General features: G+C 60.8%; 15 protein-coding genes. 9 read left to right on the forward strand and 6 right to left on the reverse strand.

The genetic code is table 11. From position 1 onward, the window contains the following. Positions 1 to 1,344 precede the first annotated feature (1,344 nt). A complete protein-coding gene (macA, locus tag ACI512_RS15580) occupies positions 1,345 to 2,496 on the forward strand; it encodes a macrolide transporter subunit MacA (protein WP_236381304.1) in 1,152 nt (383 codons plus the stop codon). A gap of 3 nt (positions 2,497 to 2,499) precedes the next feature. Then, positions 2,500 to 4,458 carry a MacB family efflux pump subunit gene (locus ACI512_RS15585; RefSeq protein WP_236381305.1) on the forward strand — a complete coding sequence of 653 codons (1,959 nt, stop codon included), beginning with the start codon at positions 2,500 to 2,502 and terminating at the stop codon, positions 4,456 to 4,458. A 70-nt stretch (positions 4,459 to 4,528) separates the two neighbouring features. Here ACI512_RS15585 and ACI512_RS15590 read toward each other — a convergent pair whose 3' ends face one another. Beyond that, a complete protein-coding gene (locus ACI512_RS15590) occupies positions 4,529 to 5,200 on the reverse strand; it encodes a helix-turn-helix transcriptional regulator (RefSeq protein WP_405121869.1) in 672 nt (223 codons plus the stop codon). A gap of 155 nt (positions 5,201 to 5,355) precedes the next feature. Further along, positions 5,356 to 6,591, reverse strand: coding sequence for a methionine gamma-lyase (locus tag ACI512_RS15595; protein ID WP_046034022.1), 1,236 nt, complete (start codon positions 6,589 to 6,591; stop codon positions 5,356 to 5,358). A 123-nt stretch (positions 6,592 to 6,714) separates the two neighbouring features. Between ACI512_RS15595 and ACI512_RS15600 the strand changes: the two genes are divergently transcribed. Further along, entirely contained in the window at positions 6,715 to 7,185 is a 471-nt protein-coding gene (locus tag ACI512_RS15600) for an Lrp/AsnC family transcriptional regulator (RefSeq protein ID WP_012723762.1), read from the forward strand. Between the two features lie 372 nt (positions 7,186 to 7,557). After that, the gene (locus ACI512_RS15605) at positions 7,558 to 7,995 is read left to right on the forward strand and encodes a carboxymuconolactone decarboxylase family protein (protein WP_012723763.1); all 438 of its coding nucleotides are present in this window, start codon (positions 7,558 to 7,560) and stop codon (positions 7,993 to 7,995) included. Between the two features lie 3 nt (positions 7,996 to 7,998). On the opposite strand, the gene ACI512_RS15610 is transcribed toward ACI512_RS15605, so the two are convergent. Together ACI512_RS15610 and ACI512_RS15615 are read right to left on the reverse strand one after the other, a co-directional pair. Continuing rightward, complete coding sequence (locus ACI512_RS15610) at positions 7,999 to 10,161, reverse strand: TonB-dependent siderophore receptor (protein WP_236381306.1); 2,163 nt, start codon at positions 10,159 to 10,161, stop codon at positions 7,999 to 8,001. Positions 10,162 to 10,248: 87 nt separating this feature from the next. After that, positions 10,249 to 11,136, reverse strand: a complete 888-nt coding sequence (locus ACI512_RS15615; RefSeq protein WP_046034024.1) for a helix-turn-helix domain-containing protein — start codon at positions 11,134 to 11,136, stop codon at positions 10,249 to 10,251. A gap of 210 nt (positions 11,137 to 11,346) precedes the next feature. Between ACI512_RS15615 and ACI512_RS15620 the strand changes: the two genes are divergently transcribed. Together ACI512_RS15620 and ACI512_RS15625 are read left to right on the forward strand one after the other, a co-directional pair. Beyond that, positions 11,347 to 12,435, forward strand: coding sequence for a polyamine ABC transporter substrate-binding protein (locus tag ACI512_RS15620; protein WP_012723766.1), 1,089 nt, complete (start codon positions 11,347 to 11,349; stop codon positions 12,433 to 12,435). After that, entirely contained in the window at positions 12,432 to 13,727 is a 1,296-nt protein-coding gene (locus ACI512_RS15625) for an FAD-binding oxidoreductase (protein ID WP_236381307.1), read from the forward strand. Before ACI512_RS15620 ends, ACI512_RS15625 begins: the two co-directional genes overlap by 4 nt. Positions 13,728 to 14,096: 369 nt before the next feature. Here the strand turns inward: ACI512_RS15625 and ACI512_RS15630 are convergent, their stop codons facing one another. Both ACI512_RS15630 and ACI512_RS15635 read right to left on the reverse strand, forming a co-directional pair. Continuing rightward, positions 14,097 to 15,353: a hypothetical protein gene (locus tag ACI512_RS15630; RefSeq protein WP_064053916.1), complete on the reverse strand. Its 1,257-nt coding sequence runs from the start codon at positions 15,351 to 15,353 to the stop codon at positions 14,097 to 14,099. Positions 15,354 to 15,494: 141 nt separating this feature from the next. Further along, on the reverse strand, positions 15,495 to 16,388 hold the full coding sequence (locus ACI512_RS15635) for a LysR substrate-binding domain-containing protein (RefSeq protein ID WP_236381309.1): 894 nt from the start codon (positions 16,386 to 16,388) through the stop codon (positions 15,495 to 15,497). 127 nt (positions 16,389 to 16,515) lie between these two features. Between ACI512_RS15635 and ACI512_RS15640 the strand changes: the two genes are divergently transcribed. From ACI512_RS15640 to ACI512_RS15650, 3 genes are read left to right on the forward strand one after another with little or no spacing between them, the layout of a single operon-like run. Further along, positions 16,516 to 17,520 carry an aldo/keto reductase gene (locus ACI512_RS15640; protein WP_236381310.1) on the forward strand — a complete coding sequence of 335 codons (1,005 nt, stop codon included), beginning with the start codon at positions 16,516 to 16,518 and terminating at the stop codon, positions 17,518 to 17,520. Between the two features lie 17 nt (positions 17,521 to 17,537). Then, a complete protein-coding gene (locus ACI512_RS15645) occupies positions 17,538 to 18,335 on the forward strand; it encodes an SDR family NAD(P)-dependent oxidoreductase (RefSeq protein WP_012723771.1) in 798 nt (265 codons plus the stop codon). A gap of 29 nt (positions 18,336 to 18,364) precedes the next feature. Beyond that, positions 18,365 to 18,781 (forward strand): SRPBCC family protein, encoded by a 417-nt coding sequence (locus ACI512_RS15650; RefSeq protein ID WP_405121870.1) that lies wholly within the window; start codon positions 18,365 to 18,367, stop codon positions 18,779 to 18,781. Positions 18,782 to 18,816 lie beyond the last annotated feature (35 nt).

Consider the following 18,816-nt stretch of genomic DNA (forward strand, 5'->3'; position numbering starts at 1 on the left):
AGCGTGGTTTTACGGGGCGCCGAAGATCAAAAGCCAAAGCAGGGCGCGGCGGCCTTAGAGCCGACCGGTATTGTGTTTGTCGATCGCGGTTCAAATGTGGGAGGGGGCTTGCCCCCGATGGCGGTGTGTCTGTTGATGCATCTTTGGCTGTCCCACTGCTATCGGGAGCAAGCCCCCTCCCACAGTTTGATCTCCATACATCAGGTAGATATCAGTCCGCGGCTAACTCGGCGTCCTGCCGGGTTACCCACGCTCCAAAGCCTGCGTTCGGCCAGCGTGGTTTTACGGGGCGCCGAAGATCAAAAGCCAAGGCAGGGCGCGGCGACCTTAGAGCCGACCGGTATTGCGATTGTCGATCACGGTTCAAATGTGGGAGGGGGCTTGCCCCCGATGGCGGTGTGTCTGTTGATGCATCTGTGGCTGTCCCACTGCTATCGGGGGCAAGCCCCCTCCCACAGTTTGATCTCTATACATCAGTTAGATATCAGTCCGCGGCTAACTCGGCGTCCTGCCGGGTTACCCACGCTCCAAAGCCAGCGTTCGGCCAGCGTGGTTTTACGGGGCGCCGAAGATCAAAAGCCAAGGCAGGGCGCGGCGACCTTAGAGCCGACCGGTATCAGGTTTGTCGATCGCGGTTCAAATGTGGGAGGGGGCTTGCCCCCGATGGCGTTGTGTCAGTTGATGCATCTGTGGCTGTCGCACTGCTATCGGGAGCAAGCCCCCTCCCACAATTTGATCTCCATGCATCAGGTAGATATCAGTCCGCGGCTAACTCGGCGTCCTGCCGGGTTAGCCACGCTCCAAAGCCTGCGTTCGGCCAGCGTGGTTTTACGGGGCGCCGAAGATCAAAAGCCAAAGCAGGGCGCGGCGGCCTTAGAGCCGACCGGTATTGCGATTGTCGATCGCGGTTCAAATGTGGGAGGGGGCTTGCCCCCGATGGCGGTGTGTCTGTTGATGCCTCTTTGGCTGTCCCACTGCTATCGGGAGCAAGCCCCCTCCCACAATTTGATCTCCATACATCAGGTAGATATCAGCCTGCTTTTGATCTGCTTTTGATTTTGATCTCAGGCGCCCCGTCAAACACGCTGGCCGAACGCAGGCTTGAATCCGTGGGTAACCCGGCAGGACGCCGGGTTAGCCGTCCTGGGCCAAGGATGGCCCATGACGGCGGCCCACGGATTCAAGCCGGAGTGAGGGCACACCGAGCCTAGGCGAGGTGCCGAGTGTTGGGGCAAGAGCCTTTTGGTTACTTTTGGGCTCTTTCCAAAAGTGACCCGCCGTAAGGGCGGAACCCATTTCAGCCGTTACCCAAATAACGGATATGTACACGATCAAAGGTTACCTATGGAAAAGTCACGGTTACGCAAACTAGGAATGCTCGCAACACTGGCCATCGCCATCGGCCTGATCATCTACACCGTGCAAGCCCCCGCCGATGCGCCGCAATACCTGACCGCCACCGCCGAACGCGGCGATATCGAAAACGCCGTCCTCGCCACCGGCCTGCTCGAAGGCATCAAGCAAGTCGACGTCGGCGCCCAAGTCTCCGGCCAATTGAAGTCCCTCAAGGTCAAGGTCGGCGACAAGGTCAAGAAGGGCCAATGGCTCGCCGAAATCGACCCACTGATCCTGCAAAACACCCTGCGCAAAGCCCAGGTCGACGAAGAAAACCTCCAGGCCCAACGCCGTGCGACGGCGGCCCAGCTCAAGCAAGCCAAGTCCGTGTACGAACGCTACAAGGGCCTGCAGGACGACGAGTCGGTATCGCGCCAGGACTTCGAAGACGCCGAGTCCACCTTCCAGGTCCAGCAGGCCAACCTGTTGTCCCTGGATGCCCAGATCAAGAGCGCCCATATCCAGATCGACACGGCCAAGGTCAACCTGGCCTACACCCGTATCGTCGCGCCCATCGACGGCGATGTGGTCGGCGTCGTCACCCAGGAAGGCCAGACCGTGATCGCCAGCCAACTGGCGCCAGTGCTGCTCAAGTTGGCCGACCTGGACACCATGACCGTCAAGGCCCAGGTCTCCGAAGCGGATGTGATTCACATCAGTCCCGGCCAGCAGGTGTATTTCACCATCCTCGGCGAGGCCGACAAACGCTACTACGCCAAGCTGCGCGGCACCGAGCCGGCGCCGCAGAATTTCCTTGAAACCCAGGCCGCCGGCACGCCGAAGCAGAACACCGCGGTGTTCTACAACGCGCTGTTCGATGTGCCCAACCCCGACCACCGCCTGCGCATCGCCATGACCGCCCAGGTGCGTATCGTGCTCGACACTGCCCAGGCCGCGTTGATGGTGCCGGTGGCGGCGCTTGGCGCACGCAACAACGATGGCAGCTACCCGTTGCGGGTGCTGGACGCCAAGGGCAAGGCGGTTTCGCGGGATGTGAAGACCGGGATCAACAACAACGTCAAGGTGCAGATCCTCGACGGCCTGGCCGAAGGCGACAAAGTGGTGATCGGCGACGCCACGCCGGCCGTGGCGGGGAACTGACGCATGACCCAGCCACTGTTGGAACTCAAGGGCATCACCCGTAGTTTCATGGCCGGCGAGCGTGAATTCATCGCGCTCAAGGGCATCGACCTGACGATACATGCCGGGGAAATGGTCGCGATCATCGGTGCCTCAGGCTCCGGGAAGTCCACCCTGATGAACATCCTCGGCGGCCTGGATTACGCCACGGCGGGCAGCTACAAGATCAATGGCATCGAGACCCGCTCGCTGGGGGACGAGCAGTTGGCCGAACTGCGCCGCGACTACTTTGGTTTTATCTTCCAGCGCTATCACTTGCTGGCGCACCTGAGTGCCTTGCACAACGTGGAAATGCCGGCGATTTACGCAGGCACACCGGAAACCGCGCGGCACAGTCGCGCGCGGGAATTGCTCACGCGCTTGGGCCTTGCGGGCCATACCACCCATCGCCCCAGTCAGCTCTCGGGCGGGCAGCAGCAACGGGTGAGTATCGCCCGAGCGTTAATGAACGGCGGCGAAGTGATCCTTGCCGATGAACCCACCGGTGCCCTCGACACCCACAGCGGCAAGGAGGTGATGCGCATCCTCGCCGAGCTGCACGCGGCCGGGCACACGGTGATCATCGTTACCCACGACCCCAAGGTCGCGGCGAATGCCCAACGTATCGTCGAGGTGAGTGACGGCGAGATTGTCAGCGACAAGGCCAACGACGGTGTCGGCCTGGAACTGCCCAGCGACACCCCGATTGAGCCCAGGCGCAGCGGCGCCCGGCGCTTGGTGGCGAGCCTGGGGTTGTTCAAGGAGGCGTTCAACATGGCCTGGGTCGCGCTGGTGTCCCATCGCATGCGCACCTTGCTGACCATGCTCGGCATTGTCATCGGCATTACCTCGGTGGTGTCGATCTCGGCCATCGGTGAAGGCGCCAAGCGCTATGTGCTCAAGGACATCCAGGCGATCGGCAGCAACACCATCGATATCTTTTCCGGCACCAGTTTCGGCGACAGTCGCGCCTCGGCCATCGAGACCTTGATGCCCTCGGATGTGGACGCGTTGAACCAGCTGTATTACGTCGACAGCGCCACGCCGGTGGTGGGCCGCAACCTGTTGCTGCGTTTTGGCAATATCGACCTGGATGCGCAGGTCAATGGCGTCAGCGACCGCTATTTCAAAGTGAAGGGCCTGAAGCTCGAGGCCGGTATCGCCTTCAGCGAAAGCGACGCACGGCGTCAGGCCCAGGTGGTGGTGATCGACCACAACACCCGGCACCGTCTGTTCGGACCAAATGTCGACCCGCTGGGCCAGGTGATCCTGGTGGGGAACCTGCCGTGCACGGTGATTGGGGTGACCGCCGACAATAAAAACATGTTCGCCGCCAGCAAGGCGCTGAACGTGTGGGTGCCCTATGAAACGGCGGCGGGGCGTTTGCTCGGCCAGCGCCATCTGGACAGCATCACCGTGCGTATCAAGGACGGCCAGCCGAGCAAAGTGGTGGAAGAAAATGTCAATAAACTCATGCTGCAACGCCATGGCACCAAGGATTTTTTCACCAACAACCTCGACAGCATCATGCAGACGGTGCAGAAAACCAGTCGCTCCCTGGCGCTGTTGTTGTCGTTGATCGCGGTGATTTCGCTGCTGGTGGGCGGTATCGGCGTGATGAATATCATGTTGGTGTCCGTCACCGAGCGTACCCGTGAGATCGGCATTCGCATGGCGGTCGGCGCGCGCCAGTCGGATATTCGCCAGCAGTTCCTGGTGGAAGCGGTGATGGTGTGCCTGATTGGCGGGCTGATCGGGATCTCGCTGTCGTATGCCCTGGGGTTTCTGTTTTCGTTGTTTGTGAAGGAATGGGAGATGGTGTTTTCACTGGGCTCGATCATCACCGCATTTGCCTGCTCGACGCTGATCGGCATTGTGTTTGGCTTTGTGCCGGCGCGGAACGCGGCACGACTGGATCCGATTGAAGCACTGGCAAGGGATTGAGACCGGTCTGCCAATGAGGAGCCAATGTGGGAGGGGGCAAGCTCCCTCCCACATTGTGATCGGTGTTGTCTTAAAAACCAGCGGTGTCCTCAGTGGCATACATCCACCGCAACAGCGAATGCCGGCCACTGATCCCCAGCTTGATCGCCGCGCGTTTCAGGTAACTCTCGATGGTGTTGACCTTCAACGCCAACTGCTCCGCCAGCTCCGGCGCGGTACGCCCGGCCAGCAGGCCCACGCACACCTCAAGCTCCCGCTTGGACAGGCTCAACCCCGATTGCACCAGGCGCTCTTCAATGCGTCGGCGCAGGGTTTCGATGCCTTGGTTTTCCGCCACCACATGCTCGCTGCCCGTGCGGCATGGCTGGATCGCGCTGATGTGCTTTTCCACCATCGGCAATAGCAACGTGGAGAAGTCCTGCAGCATGCTGCGCTCCTGCGGCGAAAAGCTGTCGGACTGGTGTGAGCGATACACCGACAGCACGTAGCGCACGTTGTCCCTGCGGCGGGTGAGGTGCAGTTGGGCGGCGGGTTGTTCTTCGCCCAGTGGCGCGACCGAATCGGTGTAGATCGGGCTGATCTTGCGTTGGGTGTGGCCGTCGGCGCTGACCTGCAATTGCGTGATGTGGGTGGCGTCCACTGCCAGTTGAGTGAGGATCAGGTCATGCAGCATGCGTGGGAAATGGCGACTGCCGGTGCTGGCGATGACCTTGCCAATATGGGGGAACAACTGTGAGTTCATCATTTCGTCCATGAGGCGTGCAGGTATTCGGCTTTATAGCGGCGGGGATTAAGATGCTAGCCAATGCGAATAACCTACCGTGATAGTCCTTTCCGCCGGAACCTATGCTAGTACAGCCTGGCGACGGGAAGGGGATCCAATCTGAAAAAATCGGATTAAATATTCACAAGCTTAGAAGGACGCGTAACGGTACGGGCGCACTTGGCCAGCGCCTGCTGCACATCCGCCAGCAGGTCGGCGATATCTTCCAGCCCCACCGACAAACGCACCAACCCTTCGCTGATGCCGTGCGCCGCCCGCTCCTCCGGTGTGTAGGTGGAATGGGTCATGCTCGCCGGGTGCTGGGCCAGTGACTCTGCATCCCCCAGGCTGACCGCACGCGTGAACAGTGTGAGCGCATTCATGAAGCGCCGGCCGGTGTCGATCCCGCCCTTGAGTTCGAAGGCAATCATGCCGCCGGGCAGTTTCATCTGCCGTGTCGCCAGTTCGTACTGGGCGAAAGAGCGCAGACCGGGGTAAGTCACCCACTGCACGGCCGGGTGCGCCTGCAAGGCTTCGGCCACCGCCTGGGCATTGCTGCAATGGCGGTCCATGCGCAGGGCCAGGGTCTTGAGGCCGCGCATCAACAGCGAGGCGTCCTGGGGCGACATCACCGCGCCGGTCAGGTCCTTGAGGCCTTGCAGGCGAATACGCTGGGCCAGGGCCTGGCTGCTCACGGCGATGCCCGCGGTGATATCGCCGTGGCCGCTGAGGTACTTGGTGGCTGAATGCACCACCACGTCGGCGCCCAGGTCGAGGGGGCGTTGCAGATAGGGGGTGCAGTAGGTGTTGTCGATCACCACGGTGACGTTGGGCTGCTGGTGGGCGAGGGCGGCCACGGCGGCGATATCCACCAGTTGCAAGGTGGGGTTGGCCGGGGTTTCGCAGTAGATCATACGGGTGGCGGGGCAGAGTGCCGCTTGCAGGGCGGCCAGGTCGGTGAGGTCGACATGCCGCACCTTGATACCGAACTCGCCGATGCCGTGGTGCAGTAGCGCGAAGGTGCAGCCGTACAGCGTCTGACTGACGATCACTTCATCACCGGGACGCAGCAGGGTCCAGAACGTGGCGGCGATCGCCCCCATGCCGGAACTGAAAGCCACTGCCGCCTCGCCGTTTTCCAACGTCGCCATGCGTGACTCCAGCAGTGCCAGGGTCGGGTTGGAAATGCGCGTATAAAAGTGGCCGGCGGCTTCGCCGGCAAAACACGCGGCGCCGTATTCGGCGGTGGGGAATGCGAAGGTGGCAGACAGGTAAATCGGCGGTACGAGCGCGCCGTGATGGTCCTTGGGGTCGTAGCCGTGGTGGATGGCGCGGGTGGAAAAGCCGAACGTGTTGTGTTTATTGTTCATGTCGGACGCTCCTTATTTCCTACAATGCTATGCTCATAACCAGAGATGAACTTTGCAATGTTTGCTGCCAATTCCCGCGTCCTGGGATGAAAATCGTCTAAAAATAACAATCAGAGGCACGTTATGCCCGTCAGTCTCGACCGCACCGATAAAGCCCTTTTAAACGCGTTGCAAGGCAACGCCCGACTCACGGTGGCTGAGTTGGCCGACCGCGTCTCCCTGACGACCTCACCGTGTTGGCGCCGGGTGCGCAACCTGGAGGAGAGTGGGGTGATCAGTGGGTATCAGGCGATCCTCTCGCCCAAGGCGCTGGGGTATGGGGTGACGGCGTTTGTCAGCATTATGATGGAGAGTCATACCCAGGAGATTGCCAGGGCGTTTGAGCAACGGTTGTTGGAGATTCCGGAGGTGGTGGCGTGTCATAACGTGTCGGGGCGCTATGATTTTTTGTTGGAAGTGGTGGCTAGGGATCTGGAGTCGTTTGGTGAGTTTGCGCGGGAGGTGTTGCAGACGCTGCCTTGCGTTAAGGAAATTTATTCGAGTTTTTCTTATAAGTCGGTGCGGGCTTTGCGGGTTATTCCGTTGCCGGGGTGATGGGGGTGTGTACATATCCATTACGTCGGTAACGACGGCCTGGAGCCGGCCGATTTCTTACTGTCGATCTCGGTCAAATGTGGGAGGGGGCAAGCCCCCTCCCACAGTTTGATCTTCTATACATCAGGTAGATATCAGCCTGCTTTTGATCTGCTTTTGATCTTGGGCGGCCCCCAAATCCCTGTCGGATGACGGGCACACCGAGCGGCCCGCTGCAAGCGCGGAACCAATAGCAGCCGTTACCCCAATAACGAATATGTACCCAACACACACAAACAATTGGTCACCCCGTCTTACCCAAAATTGGATATTCCTCCCCAAAGCCCCGATGACTAACCTAGCCATCAATCCCCACTGGCCCGGAATATCACCATGCAAACCCGTACCGATTTCTACACCGCCTCCCCAGACGCCATGAAAGCCATGCTCGCCCTGGAAGCCGCCGTCGGCAAACTGTCCATCGAGCTGCCACTGCTGGAACTGGTGCGCTTGCGCGTATCGCAGATCAACGGCTGCGCCTTCTGCCTCGACATGCACACCGCCGATGCACGCAAGGGCGGCGAGACCGAGCGCCGCTTGTACACCCTGTCGGCCTGGCGCGAAACGCCGTTCTTCACCCCACGTGAGCGCGCTGCCCTGGCCTGGGCCGAAAGCCTGACCTTGCTCAGCCAGACCCATGCCCCGGATGAAGATTTCAACACGTTGGCCGCCGAGTTCAGCGCTCAGGAGCAGGTCGACCTGAGCGTGGCGATCGCCACCATCAACAGCTGGAACCGCCTGGCCGTGGGCTTTCGCAAGATGCCCAAGTAATCCTTAGAAGTTGACCGATGCACTCAGGCGCGCCGTCAGTGGCGCGCCCTGGAACAGGTAGTCATCGCCCATGTACTCGCCCGCGTCGCGCCAGTAGCGCTTGTCGAACAGGTTGTCGACGCTCAGGCGAAACACCGTCTCATAGCCGTCCACTTGGCTGGTGTAGCGGCTGCCCACATTCACCACCGCGTAATCTCCCACCTCGACAGTGCCGGTGCGGTTGGCGGACTTCTTGGCGCTGTACTGCACGCCACCGAGCACCGCCAGGCCGTTCACCCATGGCAACGCATAGTCCGCATACACGCTGGCGCGCAGCTTGGGCACGTTGATCGCCTGGTGGCCTTCATAGTCCGGCGTACCGCTGCCGGTGACCCGAGCACGAATCGCGGCCACGCTGGTTGCGATTTGCAGGCGCTCGGTGGCCCAACCGTTGGCCGACAGTTCCAGCCCGGTGTTCTTCTGCTCGCCCTGTTGCACGTAGGTGAAGTTGCCGGCGCCGTCAGGCTTGGCGTACTGGTAGGCCTGACGGGTCTGGAACACGGCGGCGGCAAAGCTGATGCGGCGCCAGTCGTATTTGACCCCGGCCTCGAGTTGCCGCGAGGTGGTGGGTGCCAGGGTTTCATCGGCGTTGCTGGCGAACCATGGCGCGGTACCACCCAGGGACAGGCCTTTGCTGTAGCTCGTGTAGAGCGAAATGCTCTCGACCGGTTTGTAGATCAACGATGCCTGCGGCAGGAACACGTATTGCTGGGTGTGGCGCGCCTGGCTGCCAGTGACACCGTCGAAGGCCTTTTCGTCCAGCCGCACTTCGCGGCCACCGAGGATCGTCTGCCATTGCTCGTTGAAGCGGATGCGGTCGGTGACGAACAGGCCGTACTGGCGGCTGTCGAGGGTGCGATGGCTGGCGTTGAGGGGGTTGTCGGTCGGCGTGAACGAGGGCGCGTCCAGGTCGATGTTGGTGGTGCCGATCAGTTCGTTAACCGATTTTCGCTTGTCGATCACCCGGCGGAACGCACTGGTACCGAACGTCAGCTCATGGCCGAGGCCGGCGGTGTCGAACAGCCCGGTCAGCGCGGCCTGCACCTCATCGTCGCGGCGGGTGTCGTCCGGGCTGCGGTAGTCATAGACGTCGTAATTGCCTTCGGGGCTGAAGTAGTTCGGTACGCTTGACGTGCAACGGGTCGACCCATAGCAACCCCAGGCAAACGAACTGTAATCGTCGATCACCACCTTGCTGCGGGCCGCGCTGAGGCGGCCTTTCCACTGATCGCTGAATCGGTATTCGAACGTGCCATTGAGGTTCAGCGAGTCGATGCCCACCTGTTTGGAGCCGGTCTGATGCCCCAGCAGTTTCTTCGGCGAGGCGCCGTGTGGCACCTCCGTGCCGCCCAGCAATTGGTAACCCGGCACCGAGCGCTGTTGCTTGTCCTGGTACTCCGCGTCCAGTTGCAGCACGGCGTCCGGGCTGATGTTCCAGTCGAACGCCAGGGCCACAAAATCGCGCTGGCCGTTGGCGTGTTCCACATAGGAATTGAGGTCTTCATGGGCGACGTTGGCGCGCAGGCCGAACTGCTGCTCGCTGCCGAACCAGCCGCCAACGTCGGTGGCGACATAGCCGCTGCCGCGATCGTCGGTGGACACGGTCACCGAGCGCACATCTTCCGGGCGCTTGGTCACGTAGTTGATCACGCCGCTGGGCTCGGAGATGCCGCTTTGCAGGCCCGCCAGGCCCTTGAGCACTTCCACCTGCTGCTTGTTTTCCAGCGCAACGTTCTGCTCGCCGGTGATGGTGCGCCCATTGATCTTGTAGCTGCTGGCCGCGTTCAGCGAGAAGCCGCGCACCACAAAGTTTTCGTAATAGCCGATGGGCGCATAGCTGTCGCCCACCGAGGCATCGTTACGCAGCACTTCGCTGAGCAGGCGCGCTTGCTGGTCCTTGATCAGCGCGGCGTTGATCACGGTGATCGAGGCCGGGGTGTCCAGCAGCGGCGCGTCATCGAAGCTGCCGACCGAGGCGGTTTCACTGCGGTAGCCTGACGTGTCCTGGCCTTGGACCTTCACCGCCGGCAGCTCAATTTCAGCCGCCAGGCTGTTACCGATGCTGCCACTGAGCAGCAGGCCGAGGGCGAAACGTGAGGTGACGACGGGACGAAAACGCAAAACCATGGGGGCAAGGCCTTAAAGCGCAGGGCGGGGGGCGCATAAGCTAGGCATATCGGCCAGGTTTTACAAGGTATTGAGAAGGTTTCTCCGTTAGTGGCGATGTTTCAACGTTTCACTGGGCAATTCCTTGAACAGCGCGCGATAACTGTTGGAAAACCGCCCCAAATGCCAGAACGACCAATTCATAGCGACCTCCGCCACCGTGGTGCCGGGTGAGTTCAATAACTCCCGTCGCGCCCCATTCAACCGTCGCAGCCGCAACCACTGCGCCGGGCTCATGCCGGTGTAGGTCTTGAAGCCCTGCTGCAACTGGCGCAACGGCACGCCGGCAATCCGGGCCAGTTCCAGCAGGTTGACGGTTTCGTCCGGAACGTCTGCCGCCCATTCGCCAATGCGCGCCATCAACTGGCGTTCGTCGCTGCGCCGCTGCAACGCGTGGCGGTCCAGGCAGACGCAGGCGTTGTCGAGGATGAACAGGCAATCGTCCAGCAACTGTTGGGTGAGGGGGGCGGGGTCGGTGACCGTGGGCAAGCGTGTCAGCGTGCTACTTAACCAACGGCTGAACAGCGCATTCTGTTGGCACGTCAGCGGGGCCATGAACAAGCCTTCGAGTGTTGCCACATCCAGCCCATGACGCTGCACAAATTGCGGCCCGAACACCACCGCCACTTCGCGGTAGTTTTCCGGGGTGATCCAGGTGTTGCGGCTTTCGCCATTCAGCACGTACAGCGCGTTGTCGCTGCCGTCGAAACAGAACGCCAACGACCCTGACGGCGCGTTGAAATGCTGCTCCACGCGGGTGTTCATGCGCTCTTCGTACACCTGCACGCCTTGCAGGTCGAGGTAGCGGATCTGCCCGGCGAAATGCCCTGGGGACATCTGCTGGTACTGCTGCACCCAGCCGGGTGTCGCACCGCATTGAGCGGCCACATCACCGGTGGTGAAGGCCTGTACCCGCAAAGCGGTCGACTGTGTCATGGGATACCCTGGGCGCACTCTAATGGTGCGTTGTGGTGCGTGCAAAGTGGATAGATGCCGACGGGCAGCAGCCTCAAGATAGACCTCAATGCGCCAGGTGTACAAGCCGACGCCAGTCCCCCAGCCATGGACTGCGACAGGCTCAAGCGATACGTGGGCGTGTGGGTTCGTGCTGTTGAGCGTCTAAAAAACCAATAAAGGGGTGTCGATATGCGTCTTGTGAAACAGCTTCTTCCGCTGGCACTGGTGGCGGCATTCAGCAGCACCAGCCAGGCGGCACCGACGGTGAGCATCTACAACTGGACCGACTACATCGGCGAGACCACTCTGGCCGATTTCCAGGCCAAGACCGGGATCCAGCCGGTCTACGACGTATTCGACTCCAACGAAACCCTGGAGGGCAAGTTGCTGGCCGGGCGCACCGGCTATGACGTGGTGGTGCCGTCCAACCACTTCCTGGCGCGACAGGTCAAGGCCGGTGCGTTCCTCAAGCTCGACCGTGCGCAACTGCCCAACTTCAAGAACCTCGACCCCAAGCTGCTCGCGCTGCTGGAGAAAAACGACCCCGGTAACGCACACTCGGTGCCGTACCTGTGGGGCACCAATGGCATCGGTTACAACGTCGACAAGGTCAAGCAGGTGCTCGGCGTCGACCGTATCGATTCGTGGGCGGTGCTGTTCGAGCCCGAGAACATCAAGAAGCTCAACCAGTGCGGCGTGGCCTTCCTCGATTCGGCGGACGAGCTGTTCCCGGCCATCCTCAACTACCTGGGCAAGGACCCGCGCAGTGAGAATCCCGAGGACTACAAACAGGCCGAAGCCAAGCTGCTGACGCTGCGGCCGTACATCACCTATTTCCATTCCTCCAAGTACATCTCGGACTTGGCCAACGGCGATATCTGCGTGGCCTTCGGCTATTCCGGCGACGTGTTCCAAGCCGCCAACCGCGCCAAGGAAGCCAAGAACGGCGTGAACATTGCCTATTCGATTCCCAAGGAAGGCTCCAACCTGTGGTTCGACCTGTTGGCGATTCCCGCTGACGCGAGTAACCCGAAAGAGGCCCACGCGTTCATCAACTACCTGCTCGACCCTGAAGTGATCGCCAAGGTCAGCGCCTCGGTGGGCTATGCCAATGCCAACCCGGCCGCCAAGGCCTTCATGGCCCCGGAACTGGTGAACAACCCCGAGGTGTACCCGCCACAGGCCGTGCTCGACAAACTCTACATTTCCACCACGCCCACCCCGGCGACCATGCGCCTGATGACCCGTGCGTGGAGCAAAGTGAAGACCAATAAATGATCCAGTCAACTGACCACGCCCACTCCTACTACCGGGCCACGGCCAACGCCCTGGCGGAGCGTCCGGCACTGGGCACCGACCTGACCGCTGACGTGTGCGTGATCGGCGGCGGGTTCACCGGCGTCAACACCGCCATCGAACTGGCCCAGCGTGGGCTCTCGGTAGTCCTGTTGGAAGCCCGGCGCATCGGCTGGGGCGCCAGCGGGCGCAATGGCGGGCAGTTGATTCGCGGCATCGGCCATGACGTGTCGGGGTTCGCCAAGCATGTGGGCGAGGAGGGCGTGCGTTACCTGGAACGCGCCGGGATTGAGTCGGTGGCGCTGGTGGGCGAGCGCATTCGCGAGCACAGCATCGACTGCGACCTGCGCTGGGGCTTTTGTGAATTGGCCAATACGCCAGCACAGTTCGCCGCGTTCAAGGCCGAGCAGGCACACCTGGCCGAACTGGGGTACGTGCATGAAACCCGCCTGGTCGGCCCACAGGACATGCAACAGGTGGTGGGCTCGACAGTGTATGCCGGTGGCCTGGTGGACATGGGCTCCGGGCATTTGCATCCGCTGAACCTGGTATTGGGTGAAGCACGGCTGGCCGAGTCTCTCGGCGTGCGGATTTTCGAGCACACCGAAGTGCTGGAACTGCTCCACGGAGACACTGTGCAGGTGCGCTGCGCCGGTGGCACCGTGCGCGCGGCCAGCCTGGTGCTGGCGTGCAATGCGCACCTGGAGGAACTGGAGCCCCGTTTGAGCGGCAAGGTGCTTCCGGCCGGCAGCTACATCATCGCCACCGAGCCGTTATCGGAGGACATCGCCACCCCGTTGATCCCGCAAAACCTCGCGCTGTGCGACCAGAAAGTCGGCCTGGACTACTATCGACTGTCCGCCGACCGACGCCTGTTGTTCGGCGGCGCCTGCCATTACTCCGGACGCGACCCAGCGGACATCGCCGCCTATATGCAGCCGAAAATGCTCAAGGTGTTCCCGCAATTGGCCCAGACCGCCATTGAGTTTCAGTGGGGCGGCAAGATCGGCATCACGGCCAACCGTTTTCCGCAGGTGGGGCGGTTGAAGCAGTACCCGAATGTGTTTTATGCCCAGGGGTATTCGGGGCATGGGCTGAACGTGACGCACTGGTGTGCAAGGCTGCTGGCCGAGGGTATCCACGCCGGTCACAGCCAGGGCCTGGATATGTTCAGCCAAGTGCCGCACATGACGTTTCCCGGCGGCAAGGCGCTGCGTTCGCCGCTGTTGGCGCTGGGGATGATGTGGTTTCGGTTGCGTGAGATGTTTGGTTAACAACATTTAAGGAGGTCAGGTTTTCAGCTGCTTTTTTGTTTTTACAGGTGTTCGGACTAAATATTCCTGTGATCCAATTTCGGTCAGTTCTTAAAGGAGTAAAAATCAACTTCCCAGGAATTAACGGCTGAAAACATTTGAAAATTTATTGATAGTTGTCCTGGGAATTGATACCAAAAATCATACCCATACGGCGTACCTATCTCTGACGACTTTCCTTTCAGACTCATCGCGCATGTATAGGTAGAGACAAATGCCAAGCTCAACGTTAAGACCCAGCAGCACAACCCGGTTGCTATCTTCACGACGACCTCCTGTTGAGTAAAGGTTCTCTGGCAGTGCCAGAGAACGATGCTTAAGACTTAAAGTTCAGGGTAATGTCGCGGTGACCGCCTTGTTGTCTTCCGTAGCATTTAAGGCTGTTCCATAAACAATCGATCCAGAAGGGTTGATGCCATTGAGCTGGCTTATCGACCCGCTCGGAAGCTGCGGCACCGCTGCGGTTCCCGTGGCGGAGGTCCAATATCCACCACAGGGGTGTTGGTTGGCATCAATGCAGTTCAGTGCAATCGTATCGTTGTCTGCAAAACCCGCGACGGTGGTTTGGATGCTGCCTGGCAATGGCTGGATTGACTGCACGCTGAACGAGTCAGTCGGGTCTTGCACGAAAAGTGGTTTGTCGACGCCTGAAGGGTCATTACCGTACGCGACGTAGTGCCCGGCGTTGTTGATCGCTACGGCGTGGTTTTGCGCATTCAGCGGCATTGTGAGCAGATCCGGGAGGCCGGTTAGTGTTCCCCAGAATGCGGTTTGTGGCACTTCATCGGTCGAGCTATTGAAGAAGCAGGTACCGAGCACCTTAAGCTGATCGTTCATGCCCACGGCCGAGCAGTAACTGGCTCCCGGAGGGACAGCCAGAACCGTCATGACGTAGGCGCTACCGTTCCAGGTTGCGATCGTAGGGACCGGGGTAGCATCTTCACCGGGACAGTTCATGACGATACTGGGGTAGCCGTTGATCAAGGTGTTGTTCACATCGACTCCGGAGCAGTTATCTCCGTAGCTTGAAACCCTGCGGGGTGTGGCATTTCCCGCGGTGTACAACACCACCGTAGCCAGTAAGCTCTTATTGAAGCTTTGGGCCAGTACTGTCCCCTGTTGGTTCACTGCGGTTGGCAATGTCTGCACGTCGGCAGGTCGAAATAGGGGAAACAGGAGGGTCCCCGGCAACGGTGCCGTCTTCGTCGGTACGCTATTAGGTGTCGCAGTATTCCAGAACACCGCAAACCGCCGATTGGTAGCGTTGGAGCAACTTCCAACTATCCAGCCACTGTTGGTGATGGCTTCGACTCGGCAGGGCTTCCTGTTGACCAGCGGTGGCAAGATCTGTTGAGGGCCGGCCGGTGTTGCTGCGTACCAGGGATTGTTATTGGCACTGACACTAAAGGGGGAACAGTTACCAACGACCTGTGCGTTATCGTTGACTCCGACCGTTTCGCATTGCGCTCCGGCAGCGTTACCCGAACTGATGAACGTTGCCGCGTTAACCGTCGCAGCATTACCGCAAAACAAGGCGACACCGATCAGTGCCATTGGAGTGATCGCGTTTTTTCCGATACGTTGCATGACAAGTCCGTCCCTGGAATGTTTGCCTTCCAAGCCAAACGCGCAGTGGCTGCACGTTGGTTTCAACGCCAGTAAACGCCGTGGGCAGGCCTTAAACAACTGTCATTTCTAACAGGTACAAACAAGTGCTCTGGCTAGCGTTCAGCCCTCGGGCTCGGTCAACACCCTCCTGAACGTCTCCACCAACGGCCGCAAATTAACCCGATGCCACGCCGCCCACAGCGGCGTGGTGTAGGTCATCCACGGCAACTCCCGCAACACCACGCCCGGTGGTGCATTGCGGCTCAGGCCTTTTTGCACCATCGCTACGCCCAGCCCCGAAGCGACCAGCCCCAAGGCGGTAAACGGCTCACCGGCCTCCATGGGGATCTGCGGGGTGAAACCGGCGCGGATGCAGGCGGCGACGAAGTCGTCGGCGGGGTTGGCGCCGGGTTTGCGCTGCACGCCGATCCATTCCTGGTCGGCCAGGTGTTCCGGCAACAGCGCGTTTTGGCGGGCCAATGGATGATGCTCGGGCAGTGCCAGCAGCATGGGGTCGTCGAGCACCTGCAGCGCGGTCAGGTCCGGATCATCGGCGGCGGGTGGTTCGCCGACCAGGGCAATGTCAAGGCTGCGTTGGCGCAGGCCTTCGAGTTGTTCGAGGGATGGCAGGTTGTACAGCTTGATATGCACGGTGGGCCGGTCGTCCCTCAGGACGCGCAAGGCGTTGGGCAGTACACCGGCGTGCATGGCGTTTTCGATATAGCCGATGCACAGGCCGCCTTCTTCACCGCGGCCCAGGCGCTTGCCCAGGGACTCCAGGCGATTGGCGTGGGTCAGCAGCGCCTTGGTTTCCGCCAGGAAGGTCTGGCCGTCACGGGTCAGGCGGATGCGTTGCTGGCTGCGTTCGAACAGGGTCAGGCCCAGGCGCTCTTCGAGCTGGGCGATCTGCCGGCTCAGCGGCGATTGGGAGATGTGCAGGCGCTCGGCGGCCCGGCCGACGTGTTCTTCTTCAGCGACCACTTCGAAATAGCGCAGTTGACGGAGATCGATCATGTTGGACCTTTTCTTTAAGACCTGTAGCGACTCAAGTTGGTCGTAGTATGTCTTGGACGGTCCGATCCAGGCAATCTAGCCTCTGCTCAACGGTCACCGCGACCACGAACCGATTGAGGATCCCACCATGAGTTTTAAAGACACACTGCCAGGCGTTCTGGGCTTCGGCACCGCACCGCTGGGCAATATGTTCCGCGCCATCCCCGAAGCAGAAGCCCAGGCCACTGTCGAGGCCGCCTGGAACGCCGGCGTGCGCTACTTCGACACCGCGCCGTTCTATGGCTCGGGCCTTTCAGAATTGCGTCTGGGCCAGGCGCTGTCGCAGTACAACCGCGATGACTTCGTGCTCAGCACCAAAGTCGGCCGGGTGATTCTTGATGAAGTCGAAGAAAGCCCCCGTGACCTTGGCGAAAAAAGCGGCGTGTTCGAACACGGCCGCCCGAACAAGATGGTCAACGACTACAGCGCCGATGCAACGATGCGCTCGATTGAAGACAGCCTGGAACGCCTGCAGACCGATCGCCTGGACATCGTGTGGGTCCATGATATCGCCCAAGACTTCTATGGCGACCAGTGGCTGGAGTACTTCAACCAAGCCCGCACCGGCGCGTTCAAAGTCCTCACCCGGCTGCGCGAAGAGGGTGTGATCAAGGCCTGGGGCCTGGGTGTGAACCGCGTCGAGCCCTGCGAACTGACCCTGGACCTGACCGAAGCGCAACCCGACGGCTTTTTGCTGGCCGGCCGCTACACTCTGTTGGACCACGATCGCGCCCTGCAGCGCCTGATGGACGCGGCCCTGGCGCAGCACGTCGAGATCGTCGTCGGTGGCCCCTACAGCTCCGGCATTCTCGCCGGTGGTGAGCATTTCGAATACCAGCAGGCCAGCCCGGCGATCATCCAAAAGGTCGAGCAGATCAAGGCGATTGCCCAAGCGTTTGGCGTGAGCGTGAAAGCCGCGGCCCTGCAATTCTCCCTGGCGCACCCCGCCGTGGCGGCGGTGATTCCAGGCGCCAGTCGTCCGGGGCGGATTGCCGAAGACGTCGCGGCGTTGTCAGAGAAAATCCCGGCAGCCTTCTGGCAGGCCCTGCGCGATGCCCGATTGATCTCGGACCGTGCACCCCTGCCGCGTTAACTTCAGGAGTTCAACCGATGAAAATTGATGTAAGCGGTAAAGTGGCCATCGTCAGCGGCAGCACCGCCGGTATCGGCCTGGGTATCAGCCTCGCGCTGGCACAGTCCGGCGCCACGGTGGTGGTGATCGGACGTGACGCCGGCAAGGTGGATGATGCATTGGCGAGCATCCGTCAGGCCGTGCCAGGCGCGGACCTGCGCGGGTGGGTGGCGGACCTCGGCACGGTCGAAGGCGCAGAAAAACTGTTCGCCGCCGAACCGCGTGCCGACATCCTGGTCAACAACCTGGGCATCTTCAACGATGTGGATTTCTTTGAGGCGCCGGACAGTGAGTGGACGCGCTTCTACGAGGTCAACGTGATCTCCGGCGTACGCCTGGCGCGCCATTACGTGCCGGGCATGGTCGAGCAAGGCTGGGGGCGGGTGATCTTCGTGTCGTCGGAATCCGGTGTGGCGACGCCGGCGGACATGATCAATTATGGCGTGACCAAAAGCGCTAACCTGGCGGTGTCCCATGGCTTGGCCAAGCGCCTCGCAGGGACGGGTGTGACGGTCAACGCCGTGCTGCCGGGCCCGACCTTCACCGATGGCCTGGAGCAGATGCTCAAGGACGCGACCCAGAAATCCGGGCGCAGTGCGCGGGACGAGGCGGATGTCTTCGTGCGTCATGCGCGGCCGACGTCGATCATCCAGCGGGCGGCGAATGTGGATGAAGTCGCCAACTTGGTGGCTTACATTGCTTCACCCCTGTCTTCTGCCACCACCGGTGCCGCGTTGCGGGTCGACGGTGGTGTTGTCGACAGCATGGCAATCTGAATTGTTTTTCATTTTAGGGAGTATTAATCGTGGCAACAGCGTCTTCGGTCATTGAAGTTCCGGTTTCGGCCGATCAGGTCTGGCAATTGGTCGGCGGCTTCAACAGCCTGCCGGACTGGCTGCCGTTTATCGTCAAGAGCGAGCCCAGCGATGGCGGCCGTGTGCGGCATCTGGAAACCGCCGATGGCGGCGTGGTGGTCGAGCGTTTGCAGACGTTTGATAACGTGGGTCGTACTTACAGCTACACCATCGAGCAGTCGCCGTTTCCGGTGAGTGCGTACCTGGCGACGTTGCAGGTTGAAGCGCTGAGTGAGACGTCGGCGAAAGTCACCTGGTCCGGTGTGTTCACCCCGGCGGTGGGGACTACGGATTCGGCGGTGGAGGAGTTGTTTTCCGGTGTCTACAGCGGTGGGTTGGAGGCGTTGCGAGCCAACTTCCCGGACTGATTCCATCCTTCAGGCCCAGCAATAAAATGTGGGAG

The sequence above is a fragment of the Pseudomonas petroselini genome (assembly GCF_045037875.1).
Lineage (GTDB): Bacteria > Pseudomonadota > Gammaproteobacteria > Pseudomonadales > Pseudomonadaceae > Aquipseudomonas > Aquipseudomonas petroselini.